Below are 19,965 nucleotides of genomic sequence, written 5' to 3'. Positions count from 1 at the left end.
CCAGGCTCTTTAGATATTGAAGTAGGTCGCCTCTTTATGATGGACGATGAGTGCCGTCGTACTCTGCTCCGGATGAATTTGAAACGTCTCAGAGAGGGTAATCCCGAACTCTTCAGGGCGCAAAAGATCGAATATAATTCGGCTCGGTTCCAAATCAGGACACGCCGGATATCCGAAACTGTATCGTGCCCCGGCATATCGGTTGAGGCGGACATCGCGCAGGCTGAATCCTTCATCATCGCTTGCGATATTCAGATCGAGCCGGATTTGTTTATGCGCCACTTCGGCTAACGCTTCGGCCAGCTCCACCCCGAATCCGTGCACGAGATTGTATTCGAGATATTCATTGGCGGCATAGAGCTCTTTTTCATATTCGCTGAACTTATCTCCGACACTGACACACGTTAGTGGCAATACGTCATCACGCGTATGGTTGAAAAAATCGCTGAGTGCCCGATGCGGGGCTTTGCGCTGACGCGGAAATTCAAATACGTATTTGGCATTCCCGATTACCTCGTCGAGAGGCTGACGATTGGCATTTTTATCGATATTCCATCCGCAGCTCTCATCAAAAATCAATAACTCATGATCACTGCTTCGCACAGGATAGTAGCCGTAGATCACGGTCGGGTCGAACAGTCCCCGCTTCACAATCTCGCCCTTGATCCGCTCATAGGCTGGGTAGACTTTAGTTTCCAAAAGTTTTTTGTACTCATCTACGCTCATCCCGGCACGTTTGTATCCCCAATGCAATTTAAAGAGGCTGCGTTTATTGATCCATTCGCATACCATGTCAAAATCAAGCTGCTCGCGACGCAATACACGTCGTCCCCAAAACGGCGGGGTTGGAATTTTAACCTCACTCGGCATTTTGAGCTCGTGGTACGGCGGTATGATTACATCAACTACTTCTTTAGGAGCTTTTTCGACCATGTCGCCGCCGAGACGGGTATCGAGACCCACGCTCGGATCGGCGTTGTATTTTTCGATACGGCTCATCGCGATAACTCCGTCAAAGGCGTCACGGCAATAAAAAATCGGCCCTTGATAGATCGGTCGGCAAAAATCGTCTACGAAACTGCGGGTTAGTGCCGCACCTCCTAATAGTACCGGAGTCGTAATTCCCTTCTCCGCCATCATTTCCAGATTATCCCGCATTACCTGGGTCGATTTAACAAGCAGTCCAGACATCCCGATGGCGTGAATCTCTTTGGATTTCATGACCTCAAGATACTCTTCGAGTTCCGTTTTGATCCCGATATTGATCACCTTGAATCCGTTGTTCGAGAGGATAATATCGACGAGGTTTTTACCGACGTCATGCACATCTCCTTTGACGGTTCCGATCACGAGGGTAGTATCGGTCTCTTTTTCCTGTTTGGAGAGATACGGATTGAGATAATCGACCGTCGTTTTCATTGTTTCGGCACTTTGCAGTACGAACGGAAGCTGCATTTTTCCTGATCCGAAAAGTTCGCCGACCACTTTCATCGCATCGATAAGGATTTCATTGACGATACGGTCCGGATTGATCGAATGGCGAACCTTCTCTACAAGAGGGATCATCCGTTCTTTGTCCCCGTCGAGAAGGAGCTTGGCAATCTTTTCTTCATCGCTGAGCGCTTCATAGGCTTCATCGTTTTTAGAGTTATCGATGGTTTTATCGCTAAAGTGTCCGATAAACTTAAACAGGGACTGATCATCGGGATGGAATAAAAGCTCTTCACAGATAGCACGGTCTTCTTCGGACATTTTAGAGAGTGGGATGATGTGTTTGACATTGATGATGACGCTCGTCATCCCCGCTTCGATACAGTGGTGTAAAAAAACGCTGTTCAAAAAGACACGGGCATTCATGCTAAGACCGAACGAGATATTGGAAAGACCCAGTGTTGAACCTACATTCGGATATTTGGCGTGGAGCTGTCGGATCGCTTCAAGGGTTTGGATGGCGGCATCACGGTACTCCAGATCTCCGCTTCCCACCGTAAAGGTGAGCATATCAAACATCAGATTGCGCGGATCGATGCCGTGGCGGTTGACGCACAGATCATAAATACGATCCGCAATCCGCATTTTATCTTCTGTCGTTTTTGCCATACCTTTTTCATCGATAACGAGACAGACCAATGCCGTTCCGAACTTTTTAGCGAGAGAACAGATAGCATCCAGACGCTCTTCACCGTCTTCGAGATTGACCGAATTGATGATAGGTTTACCGCCAATGCATTTGAGCGCTTCTTCCATCGTGTTGACCCGTGTCGCATCGGGCATGAGGGGGAGTGGAATTTTTTGGTTGTAGAGCCTCATAACGTGCGCCATATCGACCGCACCGTCACGTCCGGCAAACTCGACGTTGACGTCCAGACAATGAGCGCCGTCGCGTACCTGTGCCTGGCCGACACTGAGTGTCCCCTCGTAATCGCTCGCGATGATCAGTTCCCGAAACGCTTTAGACCCCGTAGAGTTGGAGCGTTCACCGATCAAAAGAGGAGCGGGGGTTTGGATCAGTTCGACCGTATTAAACAGCGATGCGATGGACGGTTTCGTCTCTCCGCTCGGTTTTTTAGGCTCAATCGTGGAGACTTTATCGACCAATGCGCGTATATGTTGAGGAGTCGTACCGCAGCATCCCCCTAGGAAGCTGACACCGTCATAGTTTAAAAAATCGCATTGAAGCTTTGCAAATTCATCGGGTCCCATCGGATAGTACGAATAGCCGCCGCGGTTTTGCGGCAATCCGGCATTAGCGTGCACCGAGATCGGTTTGCCCCATACTTCAGAGAGGGTTCTAACATGTTTGGCGTATTGCTCCGGTCCCGTACCGCAGTTGAATCCCAGACTGATGATGTCAAAAGGTTCCAAAATTGTGGCAATCGTTGCCGCATCGGTTCCGATGAGCATACTTCCCGCCAGCTCGATAGTGACGGAGACCATAATCGGCAGAGCCGTAGAGCGTTCTTTATTCGCCGCTTCGCAGGCGTGAAGTGCCGCTTTGATCTGCAAGGGGTCTTGACAGGTTTCAAGAAGAAAAATGTCACATCCGCCGTCGATCAAACCGAGACAACACTCTAAATATCCCGCATACATCTCATCATAATGGATATGTCCCAAAGAGGGGAGTTTCGTTCCCGGTCCGATAGAGCCGAGTACAAAGCGGGGCTGCTCAGGGGATGAGAATTTTTCACACTCGGCCTTACAAACGGCAGCTCCCGCTCGGGAAAGCTCATAAGCTCGGTGTCCGATCCCGTATTCATCGAGTACCCAGCTAAAGGCACCGAAGGTGTTGGTGGTGATGAGGTCGGCTCCCGCAGTGAGGTAAGCGTGGAAAATATCGCTCATTACTTCCGGGCAGGTAACGTTGAGAAGTTCGTTACACCCCTCCAGCCCTTCCCATGCACTTTCGGGGATCTTGTCGGCACGCTCTTGAAGTTGTGTACCCATAGCACCGTCGATGATAAGGGGACGGCGGGAAATGGTTTCAAGAAGCGTGTTTTTGACCGACATAACATAGACCTTGCAATAAAGTAAAATGCGATTTTATCGAAGAGAACCCAAAAGAGGTATAAGTAGCAAAATATAATTCTTTGGATACACTCTTAGAATGAGAAAATTACTTCTTTTAGCACTTTTTTTTGTCTCATTAGCGTGCTCGAAAGAACACGTCACGCTACAGCTTCCGTGGCTTAACCAATTCCAATTTGCCGGTTATTACATCGCCAAAGAGAGAGGGTATTATGCGAACGCCGGGCTGGATGTAACGATCCTTGATGCCCAGAAAAAAGAAGCGTCTATCAAGAGCGTGTTGGAAGGGAAGGCACAGTACGGTGTCGGACACTCTTCATTGATCGTCAATTATGTCAACGGCGATCCTTTGATCTTGATGGCGGCGATTTACCAATCGTCTCCAATGGTATTGCTAACCCGTAAAGATGCCCATATTACCGATGCGAAAGAGCTAAAAGACAAGCGAGTGATGCTCACACGCGATATGGTGCAGTGGGCCGAGATACAGACCATGCTGCGCAGTGTCGGTCTAACGGTCGACGATTTACAGGTACAGCCTCATTCGTTTGATCCGATGTCTTTGGCACGCGGAGAAACCGATGCGATGGTGGCATATATCTCAAATGAGCCGTATATCCTGAAAAAGGCAGGGGTTGAAACGTATGCGATTAATCCCAAAGAGTACGGATTCGATTATTACAGCGATATCCTTTTCACCACCAAACAGGAGATAACGGAGCATCCCGAACGGGCGGAAGCGTTTTATGAAGCGTCGATGAAAGGGTGGCTTTGGGCATTTGATCATATCGATGAAGCGGCGGAAGTGATCTACCGTAAATACAATCCTCAGCATAAATCGCTTGAAGCGTTGATATATGAAGGTAGAACACTCAAAGAGCTTGCTTTCCGTCCTAATACCGCATTCGGATCGATCGATCCCGTCCGTTTGGAGATGATTGCGCAGGGGTACCGTCTCGTCGGTATTTTACAGTCGATCCCTTCCTTTGAACCGCTTTTGTATAATCACAGCGTTATGCACCTGAATGAGAAAGAAAAAGCATGGCTGAAAGCGCATCCGGTGGTTCGTGTGGGGATTGATCACAACTGGGCTCCGGTCGAATCGATAGATGAAAAAGGGCGACATTCGGGTATCAGCGCATCGTATCTGGAATTGCTCGAAAAAAGACTAGGAATCCATTTTGAAGTCGATTACAGTCGACAGTTGTGGAGCGATTCGATACGGGCGGTTCAGAAAAAAGAGCTGGATATGCTCTCGTGTGCCGCAATAACCGATAAACGTAAAGAGAGTCTACTTTTTAGCCGACCGTATTTAAAACAGTCGATTGTAATCGTAGCTGATTCGGATGTCGGGTATATCAACGACCTGAACGATTTGGGGGGCAAAAAAGTAGCGGTTGTCCGCTCGTATGCGACCGAGGAGTATTTGCGCAAAAATCACCCTAATATTACTCCCGTTCTTGCAGATAATGCTCTCGAAGCACTCCAAAAAGTTGAATCGGGAGATGCGTATGCCTGTATCGAAGGGTTAGGCGTCGTCAGTTATCTGATCGAGCGTAACGGTCTTAAGCACTTAAAGGTGGTCGGAGAGACTCCGTATCGATATGAGCTCAGTTTTGCATTTCGTAACGATTGGGGGATGCTGGCTTCCATCTCGGATAAAGTTTTGGCTTCGATGACCCCGTCGGAATACCAGGAGATTCACGGACGCTGGATGGTGATGGAGCGGGAAAAACCGGTCAACTATATCATTATCTGGAGCGTTGCGGGCTTTTTAGCGATTTTGTTTTTGTTGATCGTCTATAAAAATCGCCGTCTTGACGTTTTGGTTCGTCAACGGACGGACGAACTGGAGATATTCAACCAAAGGCTTCAAGAAGAGATTGAAAAAGCGGTTGCAAAAAACCGAAAACAAGAGAAGCTCCTGATGCAGCAGGCCAAAATGGCGGAGATCGGATCGATGCTCGAATCGATTGCCCATCAATGGCGACAGCCTTTGAATATTTTAGGTCTTTCGATGACCCGGTTAAGTCTCAGTTGTTCGTTAGGCGGATCGAAAGAAGCGAGCAATGTCATTGATATCGCCGAAGCTCAGATCGAGTATATGTCGCAAACGATTGACGATTTCCGTAACTTTTTTAAACAAGACCGAAGTCAGATATCGGTCAATATTAACGATTTGGTTAATGATGTTCAGGCGCTTCTCGGACCGTTACTGGTACGTAAAAAAATCAGTGTCAAACGCGAAATCGATCCTTCTATGAACGTGTTGGTTTATCCTAATGAGTTAAAGCAGGTGTTGATCAATCTGATCAATAATGCCCGAGAAGCAATTGAACACCATAGAGGAGCCGAGAGGTGGATTCTCATCCGTTCCCAGAGTGATGAACGCTATTGTACGATCAGCGTAGAAGACAGCGGCGGAGGGATACCGATGACGATTATCGATAAAATATTCGACCCGTACTTCACCACTAAATTCGAATCGCAAGGAACGGGAATCGGATTGTATATGGCCAAGACGATTATCGAAAAACATTTTTTGGGAAAACTAAGCGTTTATAATACGCCGAAGGGAGCTTGTTTCGATATCCGCCTTAATCGAGCGGTACAAGCGGATTCCGGCATTCCAACGTAAAATAATGCTCGTTTGTGCTGTAATGGTGAGTGAGTTTGAAATTATGGGCATCGATGATGGATTGGACGATATAGAGCCCTAAGCCAAAACTGTACGAGTTCTCGTTCGAATGAAAAAAAGGCTCGCTCAATGCTTTGAGAGAGGTTCCTGCGGGCCACGGTTCTCCGCGGTTGCAGAAGACGATAGAAGAGCCCTGCTGAGTGATCCGGACCATATGATCCGGACTATACTTGATTGCATTATCGATTAAATTTTTAAAGACGGTGATAAAAACATCGCAATCGGCATAAAACACACTATCATCGTAGAGGGTGACGACGGTTTCATCGGAGAGAAAAAGGAGCTCTTTGGCTTTGTCGATCAGGGCTTTGGGCTGGCAGGGTTGTATGTTCGGGGCGAGTGCGCCGGAGGTGATTTGTTCGACTCGTACCAATTCGCCGATGAGATGTTCCATCCGAAAAAAAGCACGTTCCAAAATCGATTTTTCTTCGCCGCTATGTAAAAACGGCAGTGCCAATTTACCGACGGTAATCGGCGTTTTCAGCTCATGCATGATATTCCGAAGAAAAAGGCGGCGTGCTTCCATCAGGGTTTGATTTTTACGCATCGCTCCATCTAGGGCATTGGCAACGAGGGCGATTTCATCTTTTTTGGGACTGTTGATCGGCGTATAGTTTCCTTCTTTGCCGTAATGTACAATCGCATGGATCAATGTTTTCAAAGGGAAAAGCGTTTTGATGATAAGCCAATATAAAAGGAGAAGTGAAATCATCAAGACTAAAAAAACGATTTCGGGCCATACGGGCTTGGCGGCAGCCCCGGATTTGACGATCAGCATGGGTGGAGTGGCTTTAGTCAGATAGATATAAAGGTTTCGTTCATCTTTTAAAACCTGGATTCTCCCCTCCTGCATCGATTCTTTGATCTCTTCGGGGAAATTTTCGGGGATTGTATCAAACGTATTTTTGAGCGTTTTCAACAGATTCGCAGAAGGGCTGATAATACTGTATCCCCGTTTTTGGAGATAGATTCGGCGCATGGGATACGAGAGCGGGACACTTTTTCGCAAATGCAAAAAAAGATTTCCCGCTTCCATCTCCAGCTGATGTCGATGTTCTTTGAGAAGCTCTTCGTGGACGGCAAAAAAGCCGATTCCCATACCGATAAACGTGATTAGAAACAGAAGTGTGATTTTTAAAAAGATACTCTGACGCATCGATCAGCCGGTGAATCGGTATCCGCTTCCGCGGATGGAATGGATATAACGGGGATTTTTAGGATCGGCTTCGATTTTTTGGCGCAAACGGCTGATAATGACATCGATCGTACGTGCCGAACTTTCCCATGAAATGGATTCGCAGTTGTTCGCTAGATAGTCGCGGCTGAGCGTTTGATTTTGATGCATAATGAAGAGAGAAAGAATCTCGTATTCGGCTCGGGTCAATGAGAGGGGGGCGTCTCGATAGGTTATGAGCTGTTCGCTTTCGTTTAGCACGAAAGGTTTGTTCTTATTTTCCACAGATGGGCGGTAGCGTCTGAGGACACTTTTGATTCTGGCAATCAATTCTCTGGGTTCATAGGGTTTGGGCAGATAATCATCGGCACCGTATTCCAAGCCGACCAATTTATCATTAATATCGCTGCGGGCACTGGATATTAGAATCGGAATGTCCGTTTTAAGACGAATTTCCTTACACAGTTCGAGACCGTCCATTTGCGGCAGCGTCAGATCCAAAATAATCAGATCGAAATGATCGGTGTCCAGCAGATTCAGGCCTGCTGAAGGGGTTGAAACGGCATTGACGAGAATACCGTGCTGTTTGAGGTAATTGACTAACAGGGTTGTAATATCGGGATCATCTTCGACCATCAATGCTTGGATCATAGGCTCTCTTTCAGTAGTTGTCACATAGCGGTTTTTGTCGGGTACAGAAACGGGTTCTTTGATCAGGGGTAAGAACTTCGATCTGTTTGGCATAAGAGTGTCGTTTAACCTGTTCTACCGCGGCATCGATCCGTTGCAGTTTTTTGATTTGCTGTGTAGAAAGATTCAGATCGGTTGCCATGGACATCGGTGAGGGAACGGATGCACTGAGAAAGGTAAAGGCTAATGTCGACAATACGAGGGTTCGTAACATAGGGGGCTCCTTGTTTAAAATAGTGCTTCTTGATGAAGCGCTCGTATGACAGTATGACGCAGCGATGTTAACGAAAAGCAAAACAAAGATCAATAGAGGTAAATGTGTTTACAACCCAGGAAGGCGTGGAATACGACCCATTTTTGAGTTTTTATAGTAATGTCCCCACAACTGTTTCATCCAGTGCCCGACAAACGGCATCGGGATTAATAACGCTTTGGCGTCATCTCGATACACAAATCCTGCACCGTTTCCCATGTCCATAACGCATAAAATGTTCAGATGCTCATGATAGGTTTGAGGATCGTCTTGTTTGAGATGATGTTCGATTGCAAGATTGTGTGCCGTTATACGGGCCATCACTTCTGCGATATGCCCTTGTTTGGCCCTCCAATCGGGCCCTTCTATGGCTGCGGCATCGCCGATGGCATACCAAGAAGAGACCCCTTCGACCGCACACGTCGAAGTAATTCGGATAAATCCCGCTTCATTTTTCGGCAGATCGCTCTTAGCTATCATATCGCTTCCGTTTCCAGCAGGGATAAACATCGTCAAATCGCTTTCTAATACGGAATCGTCTTCAAAAACTACGCCATTTTCCTGAAATGCTTTGATCTTCTTCCCGTATCGGGTACAAAAGTTGTTTTTTTCGAACATATGTTCCATCATGGAGAGTGCTTTCGGTCCCATACGTGCTCCGGGTTGTGCCATCGGAGCAAAAAATGTCATGGTGTAACGATCTCGTATTCCAAGTTTTTTAAGTTTATGATGAAGATTGAAAAAAAGTTCGAATCCCGGTCCTCCGCGTACGGCACTGGTATCTTTGGGGTTGCCGCCGAAACCGAATGCGATCGAACCGCTCCCTTTTTCGATCAATCGGTCGATCTGTGTTTTTAGTTGAAGCGATTGCTCAGGTGTACCGCATATGCTAAGTGTATGTTCCAACCCCGGATGTCTCATCTTGCCGCTTCCCGTTGCGATAATCAGGATCTCTTCGATGCGGATTCCCCCTTTTTCCAGAGTGAGTGTTTTTGTATCGGTATGAATGGCTGTAACGGTATCGACGGTTAAAGAAAATCCGTGTTTTTCCGCCAATGTACTAAGCGACATTTTGGCTTCTTCAAAAGAGAGCGTCGATACGGGGATCCAAATAGCGATAGGATAAATAAAAAGATAGGTGCGATCACTGATCAGTTCGACCTCAAAACCCTCTTTCCGGCAGAAAATTGCAGCTTCGATTCCGGCGATTCCGCCGCCGATTACGGTTACTTTTTTCACAGGATTACGCTCCGATACGGTAATAAGTAAAGATATTGCTACGAATAATAGAGGATTATACGTTATGTGGCGGATAAAGTCAATAAGCGAAGATTATTAAAACGTCAGAAAAGCAGATGCTCTTGCGAGCAAAAAAAGTGTTTTAGTCAACCATCCAGCTGGCGCGTTTAGACTTGCGTAGTTTTTTAAGCAACATTTTTTCAAATGGCGTTAATTTGTCCATCGGGTTCTCCTTTTTATAAATTGAATGTCATTGTATCTTTAAATAGTTACTGAACGATAACTGTACTAACCCCGAGGTTATTGCAGTAATTACGCTATTTCAATAAAGCAAAAGATGAAAAGGGGATAATTCGATAATAATTATTAATTTAATAACTGGAAAAAGCCATGGAAGCGTTATGGGAATCGTTTTGGAATTTGACGGCGGCAATGGGAATTTATATCGTTATAGGATTATTTATTGCGGGAGTATTGCATGAATTGATCCCGGAAGGTTGGATCGGACGCCAATTGGGTGCCAAAGATACGAAGTCTGTCCTAAAGGCGACCCTTTTTGGAATCCCTCTGCCGCTTTGCTCGTGCAGTGTCATCCCTTTTGCCGCGGAATTAAAACGCAAAGGTTCATCAGACGGCGCCGTTCTCGCATTTTTAATTTCCACCCCTATTACCGGAATCGATTCGATTCTGGCTACGTATGGGATGTTCGGTTGGGCGTTTACTCTCTATCGTGTCGTTACGTCAAGCATCATCGCCGTAGTTGCCGGAATCGTCGCTAATTTAGGAAGTGATCCGAAAGTTGTCGCTACGCCGAAATTTTCGCTTTCTCCGAATGTTCCCCTCCAAAATACGATACAGGTCAAATCGCCATCTGAATCCGTGAAACGCCCATTTTCTCTTAAAAATGCACTCTATTACGGCTATGTATCGCTATTGGGAGGAATTGCGACCGCACTGTTTTGGGGATTGGTGATCGGATCTTTTATCTCAATGATGATTCCTGAGAGTTTGGGTCATTATTTCAGCCACAACGTTTGGCTGGGATATCTTATCGCCGTAGCGATAGCCGTTCCGATGTATGTCTGTGCCACTGCATCGCTTCCGATAGCAGCATCGTTGATATTGGCGGGCGTCTCTTCTGGAGCGGCTTTTGTCTTTTTGAGTGCCGGCCCGGCAACCAATACTGTGACGATGGGGGTGGTTAAATCGATGCTCGGCACACGAGCCTTGATTATTTATCTGGGGAGTATTATTGTAGGAAGTGTAGGATTCGGAATGATATTTGATACGTTTTTCGATCCCATGAGTCTCAAAACGATGATCATGCATCATGAAGAAAACGGATGGATCGAGAATATTGGAGCGGGGATATTATTGACCCTTCTTGCGTACAACTTTATACTGCTTCGCCGCAATAAGAAGAGTTCGTGCGGCGGCGGTTCATGTTGTGCTTAAACTTTTGGTTAGATACGATATCTCAAGACAGCCATAGTAAAATTAACGGATAATCCTCCTAAAAAAAGGGATTCCGATGAAGGCAATAGAAAAAGCTCTTTTGGGCGGCGGATGTTTTTGGTGTATCGAAGCCGTCTATAATCGGGTTCGTGGAGTTGAGTCGGCCATCAGCGGATATGCCGGAGGTGCACGTCAAAATCCGAGTTACGAGCAAGTATGCAGCGGTGCGACAGGACATGCGGAAGTAGTCGAAATCACCTTCGACCCCGACACGATTTCGTATGAAGAGATATTGGATATCTTTTGGGCTATTCATGATCCGACGACCTTGAATGCGCAAGGGGCCGATCGCGGGACGCAATACCGATCCGTCATTTATTATTACAATGAAACGCAGAAAGAGAAAGCGCAACTATCGATTGCAGAAGCACAAAAAAATCTGAACGATCCGATAGTTACGGAATTGACGGCGGCTCCGACATTTTATCCGGCGGAAACATATCATCAGAATTATTATAATGAGCATCCGACGCAAGGGTATTGTTATGCGGTGATTGCACCGAAGATTCAAAAGTTTATGATGAAGTTTGGAGATAAAGTACGAGAGTAAGAGGAAAAGTATTTCCCTCGACAGAGGGAAATGTTAAAGCGTTATTGGCAAAGTTCCACTTCGATACGGCGATTTTCAGCACGTCCCGCTTTTGTTTTGTTTGTAGCGACAGGCATTTTCTCACCCATCCCTTCAGATGTTAAACGTTCTGCGGCTACACCGTCTTCAACAAGCATTGCTTTTACTTTTTCTGCCCGTTTTTCAGAAAGTTTTTGGTTATGTTTGTCTGATCCGGTGCTGTCGGTATGTCCGACAATGTTTGCTTTATAGGCAGGACTTTCTTTTAAGAATGTAGCAAACTCGTTAACTTTTGCTGTTCCTTCCGCATCCACTTTAGCGGAATCGGTAGAGAAATTAAGGTGCAAAGTCGCTTTTAACGGACATCCGTCAACATCTACTTTGAAACCTGCCGGAGTGTTCGGACATTTGTCCTGAGGATCAAATACACCGTCTCCGTCGCTATCAATCGGAGCCGCTACAACCGGTTTCGGTGCAGGTGCAGGAGCCGGTTTCGGTGCCGGAGCGGCTACCGGTTCAGGTTTTGGCTCAGGTGCAGCGGCAACGGGTGCTGCCGGTTGCGCTTTTTCGCCGAACGCGAAAGAGAGACCCGCCATGATTAGGAGGTTGTTGTCCCAGCTATAGTTATTGAATTTAACCATATCGATCGCTTCGAGTTTAAGCGCTACTTGCTCCGCAAGGGCGATTTTTAGCCCTGCACCCGCATCGGCAAATGCGCTGTTATGATTGTCGAATGCATGTTCGCTCATTGTTTCGTATCCGAGACCGGCTTTAACAAACGGTGTTACGCCGTTGCTTGGAGTGAGGTTATAAACTCCGTTTAACGCCATACGGAAAATATCGGTATCGAGGTTGCTGTTGTCGTAATCGGCGTTGCTGTATAGAACCGACAATTCAGGTTTGATATCAGATTCAACACCGTTGTATTGGAACTCGGCACCGTAAACACCGTGATCATCCAAATGCTGTCCGCTAGGGAACGCATAGCCCGCCATCGGGCTGATTTCGAAATTGTATTCGCTTGCGCCCAGCAATGTAGCGGCAAGCAAAGCAGAGAATGCTATTTTTTTCATAATCTAAGTCTCCTTAAGACGTTTAGTTGATGGTGTCATTATAACATGCAATTGTAATTAAAATGTTGCAGGAGCCGAATTACGAGCCTTTTTTGATGGTCTCGAATTCGGATTTCATAGTCTGCAGTAATGCGGATATTTCGTGGTTCAATTGTGCTTCTGCGGCATCAATTTTTTCCAGATGGGTCCGTTTGAGACTTTCGAGTTTTTCGAGCGTGGTTTGAAAGAGTTCTTTATCATCCGTTAGAAGGATAATTTCTTCTTTTGGTGCCCATTTTCGTTTTACGACACCGTTTTGGGTAAATTCAAAAATAATATTTTGACTGGTATTTGAGCTGATATACCGCGGAACAGTGTAAGCAAGATAATGCTTTTTTATATCTCCGTGGTGACGTTGAATGACATAGTACATTTGAAAATGATAGCATAAATCGGATTTTATCCCTCTTTGTGATAAAGTATATCTCTAAATGGTTCTCTGCAACTTGGCAGCGTTTAGATTGAGAAAGTGAGGAGTCTTGATGGAACATACATACCAATTGGCAATTATAGGCGCAGGACCTGCTGGGATTGCGACGGCGATTGAGAGTTACGCGCTAGGAATGCGCGATATCGTATTGCTGGAAAAAGACGAGAATCATAATGCTACGATCCGAAAATTTTATAAAGACAACAAGCGGGTAGATAAAGATTGGAAAGGGCAAAAGGTCGAATTGGACGGGACGATCTATTTTGTCGATGGGACAAAAGAGAGTACTCTCGATTTTTTTGATCAACTGCTCGATAATGAGGTTGTTGAATTAAAAACGCATACCGAAGTACAAAAAATCGTCAAACAAGATGATGTATTTGATGTTTTCATCGCCGGGGGGACGCTTCGTGCAAAAAATGTCGTAGTGACGATAGGTCGGATGGGAAAACCGAATAAACCCGATTACAAGATTCCGCCCTCAATCAAAAATCAGGTCCATTTTACGTTGGACGGATGCGGAAACGGCGAAAAGATTATGGTTGTCGGCGGTGGAGATTCGGCGATTGAATATGCCGTAGAACTGTGTGAACGAAACGATGTTACGATTTGTTACCGTCGCGGAACGTTTCGCCGTGCCAATCCTACCAACCAAGCCGATATCGAACGTGCCGTTGATACAGGAAAAGTACGTCCTTTGCTAAACACGGAGATTACGGAGCTTGAAAGTGAAGGCGGACAAATCAAAGTGATCTTCTCGGACCGCGAGGCTGAAGTGTTTGATCGGCTGGTATATGCGATCGGAGGAACGACTCCGAGCGGTTTTTTGCAAAGCAGCGGTATTCGTGAAGAAGACGGTAAACCGGTACATGATGAAAATTACCAGACGAATATCCCCGGCCTTTTTGTCGCGGGGGATATTACGCAAGAATCAGGCGGTTCCATTGCTTTGGGATTAAATCACGGATTTGCGATTGCCCACTATATTATGGCTCTTTCAAAATAGGGCCGCTTTTGTGACTGAGTGTCCCCTCTTCGGTAAAGAGGGTAAGTTCGATCGTCGTATGCAGATATTCGGAAGTAACAAGAGGGTCAAAATCCTCATCTTGAAATGCGGCTATTTTGGCATTATGGATAATGTCGTCCAAAAGAGTTCTTTGCGGCTCTTCGCTTTTTGCTTTACCACGTATTTTATTATCTAGATATAAAGTCACCTCTGTGGCGATCGGTTGACTTAATATCGGGTACTCGCTGAGAAGTTTTTCTCGTTCAATCGAAAGTTCGGCTTGCAATACCTCTTCGATGGAACGACGGGCGATGGTCAATAATACCGACTGTGACACGGATTACCTCCTCTCCCTTTTACGTTATTATAGCTCACTTATCCTCAGGTGAAGAAGCAATTTCAAATCCGAGCTCTTGAAGCATCATAAGATCGGCATGGGCTTCACGGCCGGCAGTCGTAAGATAGTTGCCGATAACGATGCTGTTGGCACCCGCTTGAAAGATTTCGTGTTGGCGCTCTTTAAAGGTGATTTCGCGTCCCCCCGCAATCATAATCCGATCGGCTTTGTCCAGAATTTTTCGTGCTAAAGTGATTAAATCGAGCGATTCCTCTACTGTCAGCGGATTAGGATGCAGCGGCAGTGCCGGGTTGTGATGGTAAAAATTTAACGGCACGGAGATCGGATTGAGCGTTTTTAAAGATTCCAGCATACTGATACGGTCTTCTGGCGTCTCTCCCATTCCGAAAATTCCGCCGCTGATCAGTTTTAGACCCGAACGATTGACGTTTTCACAGGTCTCATACCGTTCATCCCACGGATGGGTAGTACAAACTTGGGGATAGAAAGCACGGCTCGTTTCAAGATTGTGGTTATAGGCGGCGACACCGGCTTGTTTTAATTCGCTTAATTGTTCCAACGACGCTGTCCCGTTACAGGCGATCAGACGCAGACGGGGCACTTCGCGTTTGATCGCCGATGCTACGGTGCAGACAAATTCCAGCGTTTTATCGTCTAAGCCTTTTTGGGCCGTTACGAGACAAAAACCGAGTGCTCCCAGTGCTTCGAGACGTCTGGCCTCTTCCATGATTTGATCGAGAGGCTTTTGTTTATAGCGTTCGATATCCGCTTTGTATTTGACGCTTTGCGAGCAGAACTTGCAGTCTTCGTTACAGGTTCCGCTGTTGATATTGCAGATAGAGCAGAGAAAAATCTTTTGTCCCATAATGTTATGGCCTTTCAAACGAATAATGTCGCTCTTCGAAATCGTCGCTTCCGATCGGACGGGAATAGTGGGTCACCTGAAATGTTTTTGCCGTCGTTTCCAACATGGCACAACTCGAAAACTCTTTGTCCCGTGCACAGGCTTCACCCGGGTTTAGAAACAGAGTACGGTTTTTGAAATCGCATTCGAAAATATGGGTATGTCCGAAGATAATCACTTCGGCGTCCGCATTCATGTAAAACGGCAGATGCATCAGTTTGAAATTGACACCGTCTAGTTTAAAATAATAGGGTTCTTGAACCAGATTATATTGGGTGTGATATTCAATGAGTTTCGCATCATTGTTTCCATATACCGCGATATAACGCAGGCCGCTGTTTTTGAGTTGGTCGAGAATTTCCGGTCGAACGATATCTCCGGCATGGATTAAAAACTCTGCCCCTTGTGCGATGAGGTGGTCAATCACTTTTTGGGAACGCCCTTTTTTGGTATGGGTGTCAGAGAGAAGACCGATTTTCATTCACCGGTTTCCCTTGGTGTTCGGTCTTTGCATTTGACACACTCGTAGACCTCTTTGTTACGGTATGTCCGCGGAGCCAAGGCACCGCCGCATCCTTCTACCTGACATTTTTTATCGCTCGGTTCGAATTTGGAGATGAATTTACATTTTGGATAGTGTTCGCATCCCCAAAACGCTCCTCTGCGGGATTGACGCCACAAGAGTTTTCCGCCGCATTCGGGACAAGGAACTTCGGAGGTTTTTTGTTCGGCAAGCGTTTTGGTGTTTTTACATTTCGGATAAGCGCTGCATGCGAGGAATTTCCCGTTCCGTCCGCTTTTGACTACCATCGGACTGCCGCATTTATCACATACTTCTTCACTCACTTCATCCGGAGTTGCCGGATTCTCTTTTTGGTTCTCTTCGGTTTGTTCGGTGTATTTACACTTCGGAAATCCGCTGCAGGCGATAAACTCTCCGAAACGTCCTGAACGCAGCAGTAATTCGCTGCCGCATTGCGGGCAGTTGCGCCCGAGAGGTTTTGCCATTTTGAGGCTGGCGATATTGGTTTTTCCCGCTTCGATCTTTTCGATAAACGGATAATAGAAGTCGAGCAGGATTTTATGCCACGATTTTCCTTCGTCACTGATTTCATCGAGCGTCTCTTCCATAGTAGCGGTAAAGGAGGCATCGACGATCTCTTCGAAGTTTTTTTCAAGCATTTCGGTTACGGTAAAGGCGATCTCGGTAGGGATGATTTGCCGTTTTTCGATGTCGATGTAATTGCGCGCCTGAAGTGTGGAGATCGTCGGTGCATAGGTAGAAGGGCGTCCGATCCCTTCACTCTCGAGTTTTTTGATCAGACTCGCTTCGGAGTAACGCGCCGGCGGTTCGGTAAAGTGCTGTTCGGGGATGATGCTTTGGATATCAATGGAATCGCCTGTTGTCAAAGATGGAAGAAGTTTATCTTTGTCGTCGCTTCCGATGACACGGTAAAACCCGTCAAACAGAAGTTTGCGTCCCGTTGCACGGAATTGTGCTTTGGAACTCTCAAATGTAATGCTCTGTTGCTCAAATTTTGCATCGTTCATTTGACAGGCTAAAAAGCGGTTATAGATGAGACGGTAGAGTTTGATCTCATCCGGCTTAAGGTAGGTTGCCGCTACTTCAGGGGTAAAAGCGAGCATTGTCGGACGGATCGCTTCGTGCGCCTCCTGTGCCCCTTTGGATTTTTTGGTATAGACTTTTGCCTGTGCAGGCAGATACTCTTTGCCATAGCGGCTTAGGATCACCTCACGTGCCGCTTCGACGGCTTCTGTCGCAAGATTCAGAGAGTCGGTACGCATATAGGTGATGACACCTGATGTCCCCTCGGGTGTTTTAACCCCCTCATACAGAGCTTGAGCTACCATCATCGTCTTTTTAGGAGAGAACCCGAGTTGGGAACTGGCCGTTTGTTGTAATGTCGAGGTCATAAACGGCGGAGGTGTGGAAGATTTACGCTCTTTCGTTTCGATTTCACCGACTTTAAAAGATTCGGATTTGAGAATATTGACGATTCGTGCAGCTTCATCGGCCGTTTTGATTGTCAATTTTTCAATTTTTTCGTTTTCAAAGATAACAAGCGTTGCTTCGATATCTTTTTTGAACAGGGTATCGATGCTCCAGTACTCTTCCGGAACGAATGCACGGATTTCGCGTTCTCGGTCGACGACGATTTTGAGGGTAGAAGATTGTACCCGTCCCGCGGAAAGCCCTTTTTGGATTTTATTGGCAAGCAGCGGCGAGAGTTTATACCCGACGATACGGTCGAGTAATCGGCGTGCCTGTTGTGCATTGACCCGATCCATATCAATGATACGCGGAGTTTCAAGAGCGTGAACGATAGCGTTTTTAGTGATTTCGTGAAACACAATTCGCGGCAATGAAGCGGGATCTTTATCAATCGCATGGGCGATATGCCATCCGATCGCTTCTCCTTCGCGGTCTTCGTCGGTCGCGATGTAGATTTGATCTGATTTTTTAGCCAGTTCCTGAATCTGTTTGACGGTGGCGGTACTGTCTTCGCTGATGCGATATTCGGGAATCAAGGTTTCATTATCGATTTTGATCCCGAAGCGATTTTTCGGAAGATCCCGAATGTGTCCTTTGGAAGCGATCACTTCGTAATCTTTGGAGAGAAAGTTTTTGATAGTCTTGGCTTTGGCCGGAGACTCGACGATGATGAGTTTCAAAAAGTGAATCCTATATATATGGATGAATTGCGAAAGTGTAACAAATTTTTTTACAAAACCGTTAAAGTTTTTCTTTTATGTCCCGATATAGTCTCTAACAGCAAGGACGCTGAACTAACTTAAGAGCAAAAAGCTCTTGCGATAAAAGGATTTATCATGGGTTTCAAAATTAATACTAACATTGCGGCAATGAATGCACATACCAATGCATTGGTTAATAACCGTAATTTGGATAGTTCACTCTCTAAACTCTCTTCAGGTCTCCGTATCAATACGGCTGCAGATGATGCTTCAGGTATGTCTATTGCAGACTCTCTTCGCTCACAAGCGTCAACTCTTGGACAAGCCATTTCGAATGCGAACGATGGTATCAGTATGATTCAAGTCGCCGATAAAGCGATGGATGAGCAGCTTAAAATTTTGGATACGATCAAAGTCAAAGCGACACAAGCGGCACAAGACGGTCAAACAACCCAGTCTCGTAATGCACTTCAAGCGGATATCAAACGTCTTATGGAATCATTGGACAATATCGCTAAAACAACATCGTTCAACGGACAATCGCTTCTTTCGGGTTCATTTACCAATAAAGAGTTCCAAGTAGGTGCGTACTCTAACCAAACGGTAGGTGTATCTATCGGTGCGACATCATCTGACAAAATCGGGAATGCCCGTTTCGAAACAACGGATGCGATCACTGCAAGCGGTGCCGTAACTTTGAAATTTAAAAATGTTGACGGTGTCAATGACTATACTCTTGAATCGGTTACTATCGGAACCGACGCGGGAGAAGGGCTTGGTGCATTGGCTGAAGTTATCAATAAAAACTCTGATATGCTTGGCGGAATTCAAGCGAGCGTTCAGGTTGTTTCAACCGGTACTCAAGCAATTGCAACCGGTACGATCACCGGATTGAAAATCAACGGCGTTACTATCGGTACGATTAAAGTCGAAGATAACAATGATGCAAACGGTGTATTGGTAGCAGCTATTAACAACTTTAAAGATACTACAGGCGTCGAAGCAAGTACAGATAGCCGTGGTCATTTGGTTCTTACCAGTCGTGACGGTCGCGGAATTCAAATCTCCGGTACAGGAATGGGTTCTGTAACAGGGCTTAATACTGCAAATGCAACTAGCGGTACAGCTGACAAAGTTGAAAACTATGGGCGTTTGACATTGACCCGTGTCGGTGCGGCTGATATTATTATCAGTGCTTCAGGCGCTGCTGCAACAAACGTTAATACTGCTATTACAGGTTCTGCAGAGGCAACGGTTAACTTACGAAGTATCGGCGGTCAATTTACTGCGGATCAAGCGAGTGCAATGGGTGTTAATGCGAACGTAAATGCGATCAATATCGGTGCTAAAATCGGAGCAGGGGTTACAACGTTGAAAGGTGCAATGGCGGTTATGAAAATTGCCGATGCTGCGATCCAACGTCTTGACCAAGTTCGTTCAGATCTCGGTTCTGTACAAAATGCGTTGGTTTCAACTGTGAATAATATTTCGGTTACACAGGTTAACGTCAAATCGGCGGAATCACAAATCCGTGATGTCGATTTTGCGGCAGAATCTGCAAACTTCTCTAAATACAGTATTCTTGCTCAGTCTGGCTCTTATGCTATGTCTCAAGCGAACTCTGTACAACAAAACGTTCTAAGATTGCTACAATAGTTCGGTTAATCTACCATAGAGTAGATAGGAACGTTTTTCAGGTACCCGTATCTCGCGGGTGCCTTTTCTCACATCTTTTTTTCTTTTCTCCCTTATAAATATAATTTTTGGAATACCTTTTG

General features: G+C 46.0%; 16 protein-coding genes. 5 read left to right on the top strand and 11 right to left on the bottom strand.

The genetic code is table 11. The features are described 5' to 3' along the window. Positions 1–9: 9 nt before the first annotated feature. A complete protein-coding gene (metH, locus tag Q0389_RS04695; protein ID WP_298692115.1) occupies positions 10–3,507 on the bottom strand; it encodes a methionine synthase in 3,498 nt (1,165 codons plus the stop codon). Between the two features lie 97 nt (positions 3,508–3,604). On the opposite strand from metH, the gene Q0389_RS04690 reads away from it, so the two are divergent. After that, complete coding sequence (locus Q0389_RS04690) at positions 3,605–6,163, top strand: ABC transporter substrate-binding protein (RefSeq protein ID WP_298692113.1); 2,559 nt, start codon at positions 3,605–3,607, stop codon at positions 6,161–6,163. Here the strand turns inward: Q0389_RS04690 and Q0389_RS04685 are convergent. The 4 genes from Q0389_RS04685 to Q0389_RS04670 form a co-directional block, all read right to left on the bottom strand. Next, the gene (locus Q0389_RS04685) at positions 6,123–7,379 is read right to left on the bottom strand and encodes an ArsS family sensor histidine kinase (RefSeq protein ID WP_298692111.1); all 1,257 of its coding nucleotides are present in this window, start codon (positions 7,377–7,379) and stop codon (positions 6,123–6,125) included. The two genes, Q0389_RS04690 and Q0389_RS04685, sit on opposite strands and share 41 nt — an antisense overlap. Before the next feature lie 3 nt (positions 7,380–7,382). After that, a complete protein-coding gene (locus tag Q0389_RS04680; RefSeq protein WP_298692109.1) occupies positions 7,383–8,048 on the bottom strand; it encodes a response regulator transcription factor in 666 nt (221 codons plus the stop codon). A gap of 10 nt (positions 8,049–8,058) precedes the next feature. Continuing rightward, a complete protein-coding gene (locus tag Q0389_RS04675; RefSeq protein WP_298692107.1) occupies positions 8,059–8,301 on the bottom strand; it encodes a hypothetical protein in 243 nt (80 codons plus the stop codon). Between the two features lie 108 nt (positions 8,302–8,409). Next, the gene (locus tag Q0389_RS04670; RefSeq protein WP_298692105.1) at positions 8,410–9,579 is read right to left on the bottom strand and encodes an FAD-dependent oxidoreductase; all 1,170 of its coding nucleotides are present in this window, start codon (positions 9,577–9,579) and stop codon (positions 8,410–8,412) included. Between the two features lie 390 nt (positions 9,580–9,969). On the opposite strand from Q0389_RS04670, the gene Q0389_RS04665 reads away from it, so the two are divergent. Beyond that, on the top strand, positions 9,970–11,034 hold the full coding sequence (locus tag Q0389_RS04665) for an SO_0444 family Cu/Zn efflux transporter (protein WP_298692103.1): 1,065 nt from the start codon (positions 9,970–9,972) through the stop codon (positions 11,032–11,034). Positions 11,035–11,119: 85 nt separating this feature from the next. Continuing rightward, positions 11,120–11,644: a peptide-methionine (S)-S-oxide reductase MsrA gene (gene msrA / locus Q0389_RS04660; RefSeq protein WP_298692225.1), complete on the top strand. Its 525-nt coding sequence runs from the start codon at positions 11,120–11,122 to the stop codon at positions 11,642–11,644. A 41-nt stretch (positions 11,645–11,685) separates the two neighbouring features. Here msrA and Q0389_RS04655 read toward each other — a convergent pair whose 3' ends face one another. Together Q0389_RS04655 and Q0389_RS04650 are read right to left on the bottom strand one after the other, a co-directional pair. After that, positions 11,686–12,735 carry an OmpA family protein gene (locus Q0389_RS04655; RefSeq protein WP_298692101.1) on the bottom strand — a complete coding sequence of 350 codons (1,050 nt, stop codon included), beginning with the start codon at positions 12,733–12,735 and terminating at the stop codon, positions 11,686–11,688. 79 nt (positions 12,736–12,814) lie between these two features. Then, positions 12,815–13,147 carry a hypothetical protein gene (locus Q0389_RS04650; protein WP_298692100.1) on the bottom strand — a complete coding sequence of 111 codons (333 nt, stop codon included), beginning with the start codon at positions 13,145–13,147 and terminating at the stop codon, positions 12,815–12,817. Positions 13,148–13,256: 109 nt separating this feature from the next. On the opposite strand from Q0389_RS04650, the gene Q0389_RS04645 reads away from it, so the two are divergent. Beyond that, a complete protein-coding gene (locus Q0389_RS04645; protein ID WP_298692098.1) occupies positions 13,257–14,210 on the top strand; it encodes an NAD(P)-binding domain-containing protein in 954 nt (317 codons plus the stop codon). Here Q0389_RS04645 and Q0389_RS04640 read toward each other — a convergent pair. The 4 genes from Q0389_RS04640 to topA are packed head-to-tail and all read right to left on the bottom strand — an operon-like array spanning position 14,191 to position 18,166. Continuing rightward, on the bottom strand, positions 14,191–14,547 hold the full coding sequence (locus Q0389_RS04640; RefSeq protein WP_298692096.1) for an AMMECR1 domain-containing protein: 357 nt from the start codon (positions 14,545–14,547) through the stop codon (positions 14,191–14,193). The genes Q0389_RS04645 and Q0389_RS04640 overlap by 20 nt on opposite strands. 34 nt (positions 14,548–14,581) lie before the next feature. Then, a complete protein-coding gene (locus Q0389_RS04635; protein ID WP_298692094.1) occupies positions 14,582–15,433 on the bottom strand; it encodes a biotin synthase in 852 nt (283 codons plus the stop codon). Between the two features lie 4 nt (positions 15,434–15,437). After that, positions 15,438–15,953: a metallophosphoesterase gene (locus Q0389_RS04630; protein ID WP_298692092.1), complete on the bottom strand. Its 516-nt coding sequence runs from the start codon at positions 15,951–15,953 to the stop codon at positions 15,438–15,440. Then, positions 15,950–18,166, bottom strand: coding sequence for a type I DNA topoisomerase (gene topA, locus Q0389_RS04625; RefSeq protein ID WP_298692090.1), 2,217 nt, complete (start codon positions 18,164–18,166; stop codon positions 15,950–15,952). The genes Q0389_RS04630 and topA overlap by 4 nt, the downstream gene beginning before the upstream one ends. Before the next feature lie 156 nt (positions 18,167–18,322). On the opposite strand from topA, the gene Q0389_RS04620 reads away from it, so the two are divergent. Next, entirely contained in the window at positions 18,323–19,843 is a 1,521-nt protein-coding gene (locus tag Q0389_RS04620) for a flagellin B (protein ID WP_298692088.1), read from the top strand. Positions 19,844–19,965: the final 122 nt, after the last annotated feature.

Source organism: uncultured Sulfuricurvum sp. (genome assembly GCF_937936435.1).
GTDB lineage: Bacteria > Campylobacterota > Campylobacteria > Campylobacterales > Sulfurimonadaceae > Sulfuricurvum.
This window is presented reverse-complemented; position numbering and strand designations above follow the sequence as displayed.

Coding starts and splice junctions, on each gene's coding strand:
- Q0389_RS04620 (WP_298692088.1), top strand. CDS start 18,323: ATGGGTTTCAAAATTAATACTAACATTGCGGCAATGAATGCACATACC.
- Q0389_RS04675 (WP_298692107.1), bottom strand. CDS start 8,301: ATGTTACGAACCCTCGTATTGTCGACATTAGCCTTTACCTTTCTCAGT.
- Q0389_RS04630 (WP_298692092.1), bottom strand. CDS start 15,953: ATGAAAATCGGTCTTCTCTCTGACACCCATACCAAAAAAGGGCGTTCC.
- Q0389_RS04665 (WP_298692103.1), top strand. CDS start 9,970: ATGGAAGCGTTATGGGAATCGTTTTGGAATTTGACGGCGGCAATGGGA.
- Q0389_RS04690 (WP_298692113.1), top strand. CDS start 3,605: ATGAGAAAATTACTTCTTTTAGCACTTTTTTTTGTCTCATTAGCGTGC.
- Q0389_RS04680 (WP_298692109.1), bottom strand. CDS start 8,048: ATGATCCAAGCATTGATGGTCGAAGATGATCCCGATATTACAACCCTG.
- Q0389_RS04635 (WP_298692094.1), bottom strand. CDS start 15,433: ATGGGACAAAAGATTTTTCTCTGCTCTATCTGCAATATCAACAGCGGA.
- Q0389_RS04650 (WP_298692100.1), bottom strand. CDS start 13,147: ATGTACTATGTCATTCAACGTCACCACGGAGATATAAAAAAGCATTAT.
- Q0389_RS04685 (WP_298692111.1), bottom strand. CDS start 7,379: ATGCGTCAGAGTATCTTTTTAAAAATCACACTTCTGTTTCTAATCACG.
- Q0389_RS04645 (WP_298692098.1), top strand. CDS start 13,257: ATGGAACATACATACCAATTGGCAATTATAGGCGCAGGACCTGCTGGG.
- Q0389_RS04655 (WP_298692101.1), bottom strand. CDS start 12,735: ATGAAAAAAATAGCATTCTCTGCTTTGCTTGCCGCTACATTGCTGGGC.
- metH (WP_298692115.1), bottom strand. CDS start 3,507: ATGTCGGTCAAAAACACGCTTCTTGAAACCATTTCCCGCCGTCCCCTT.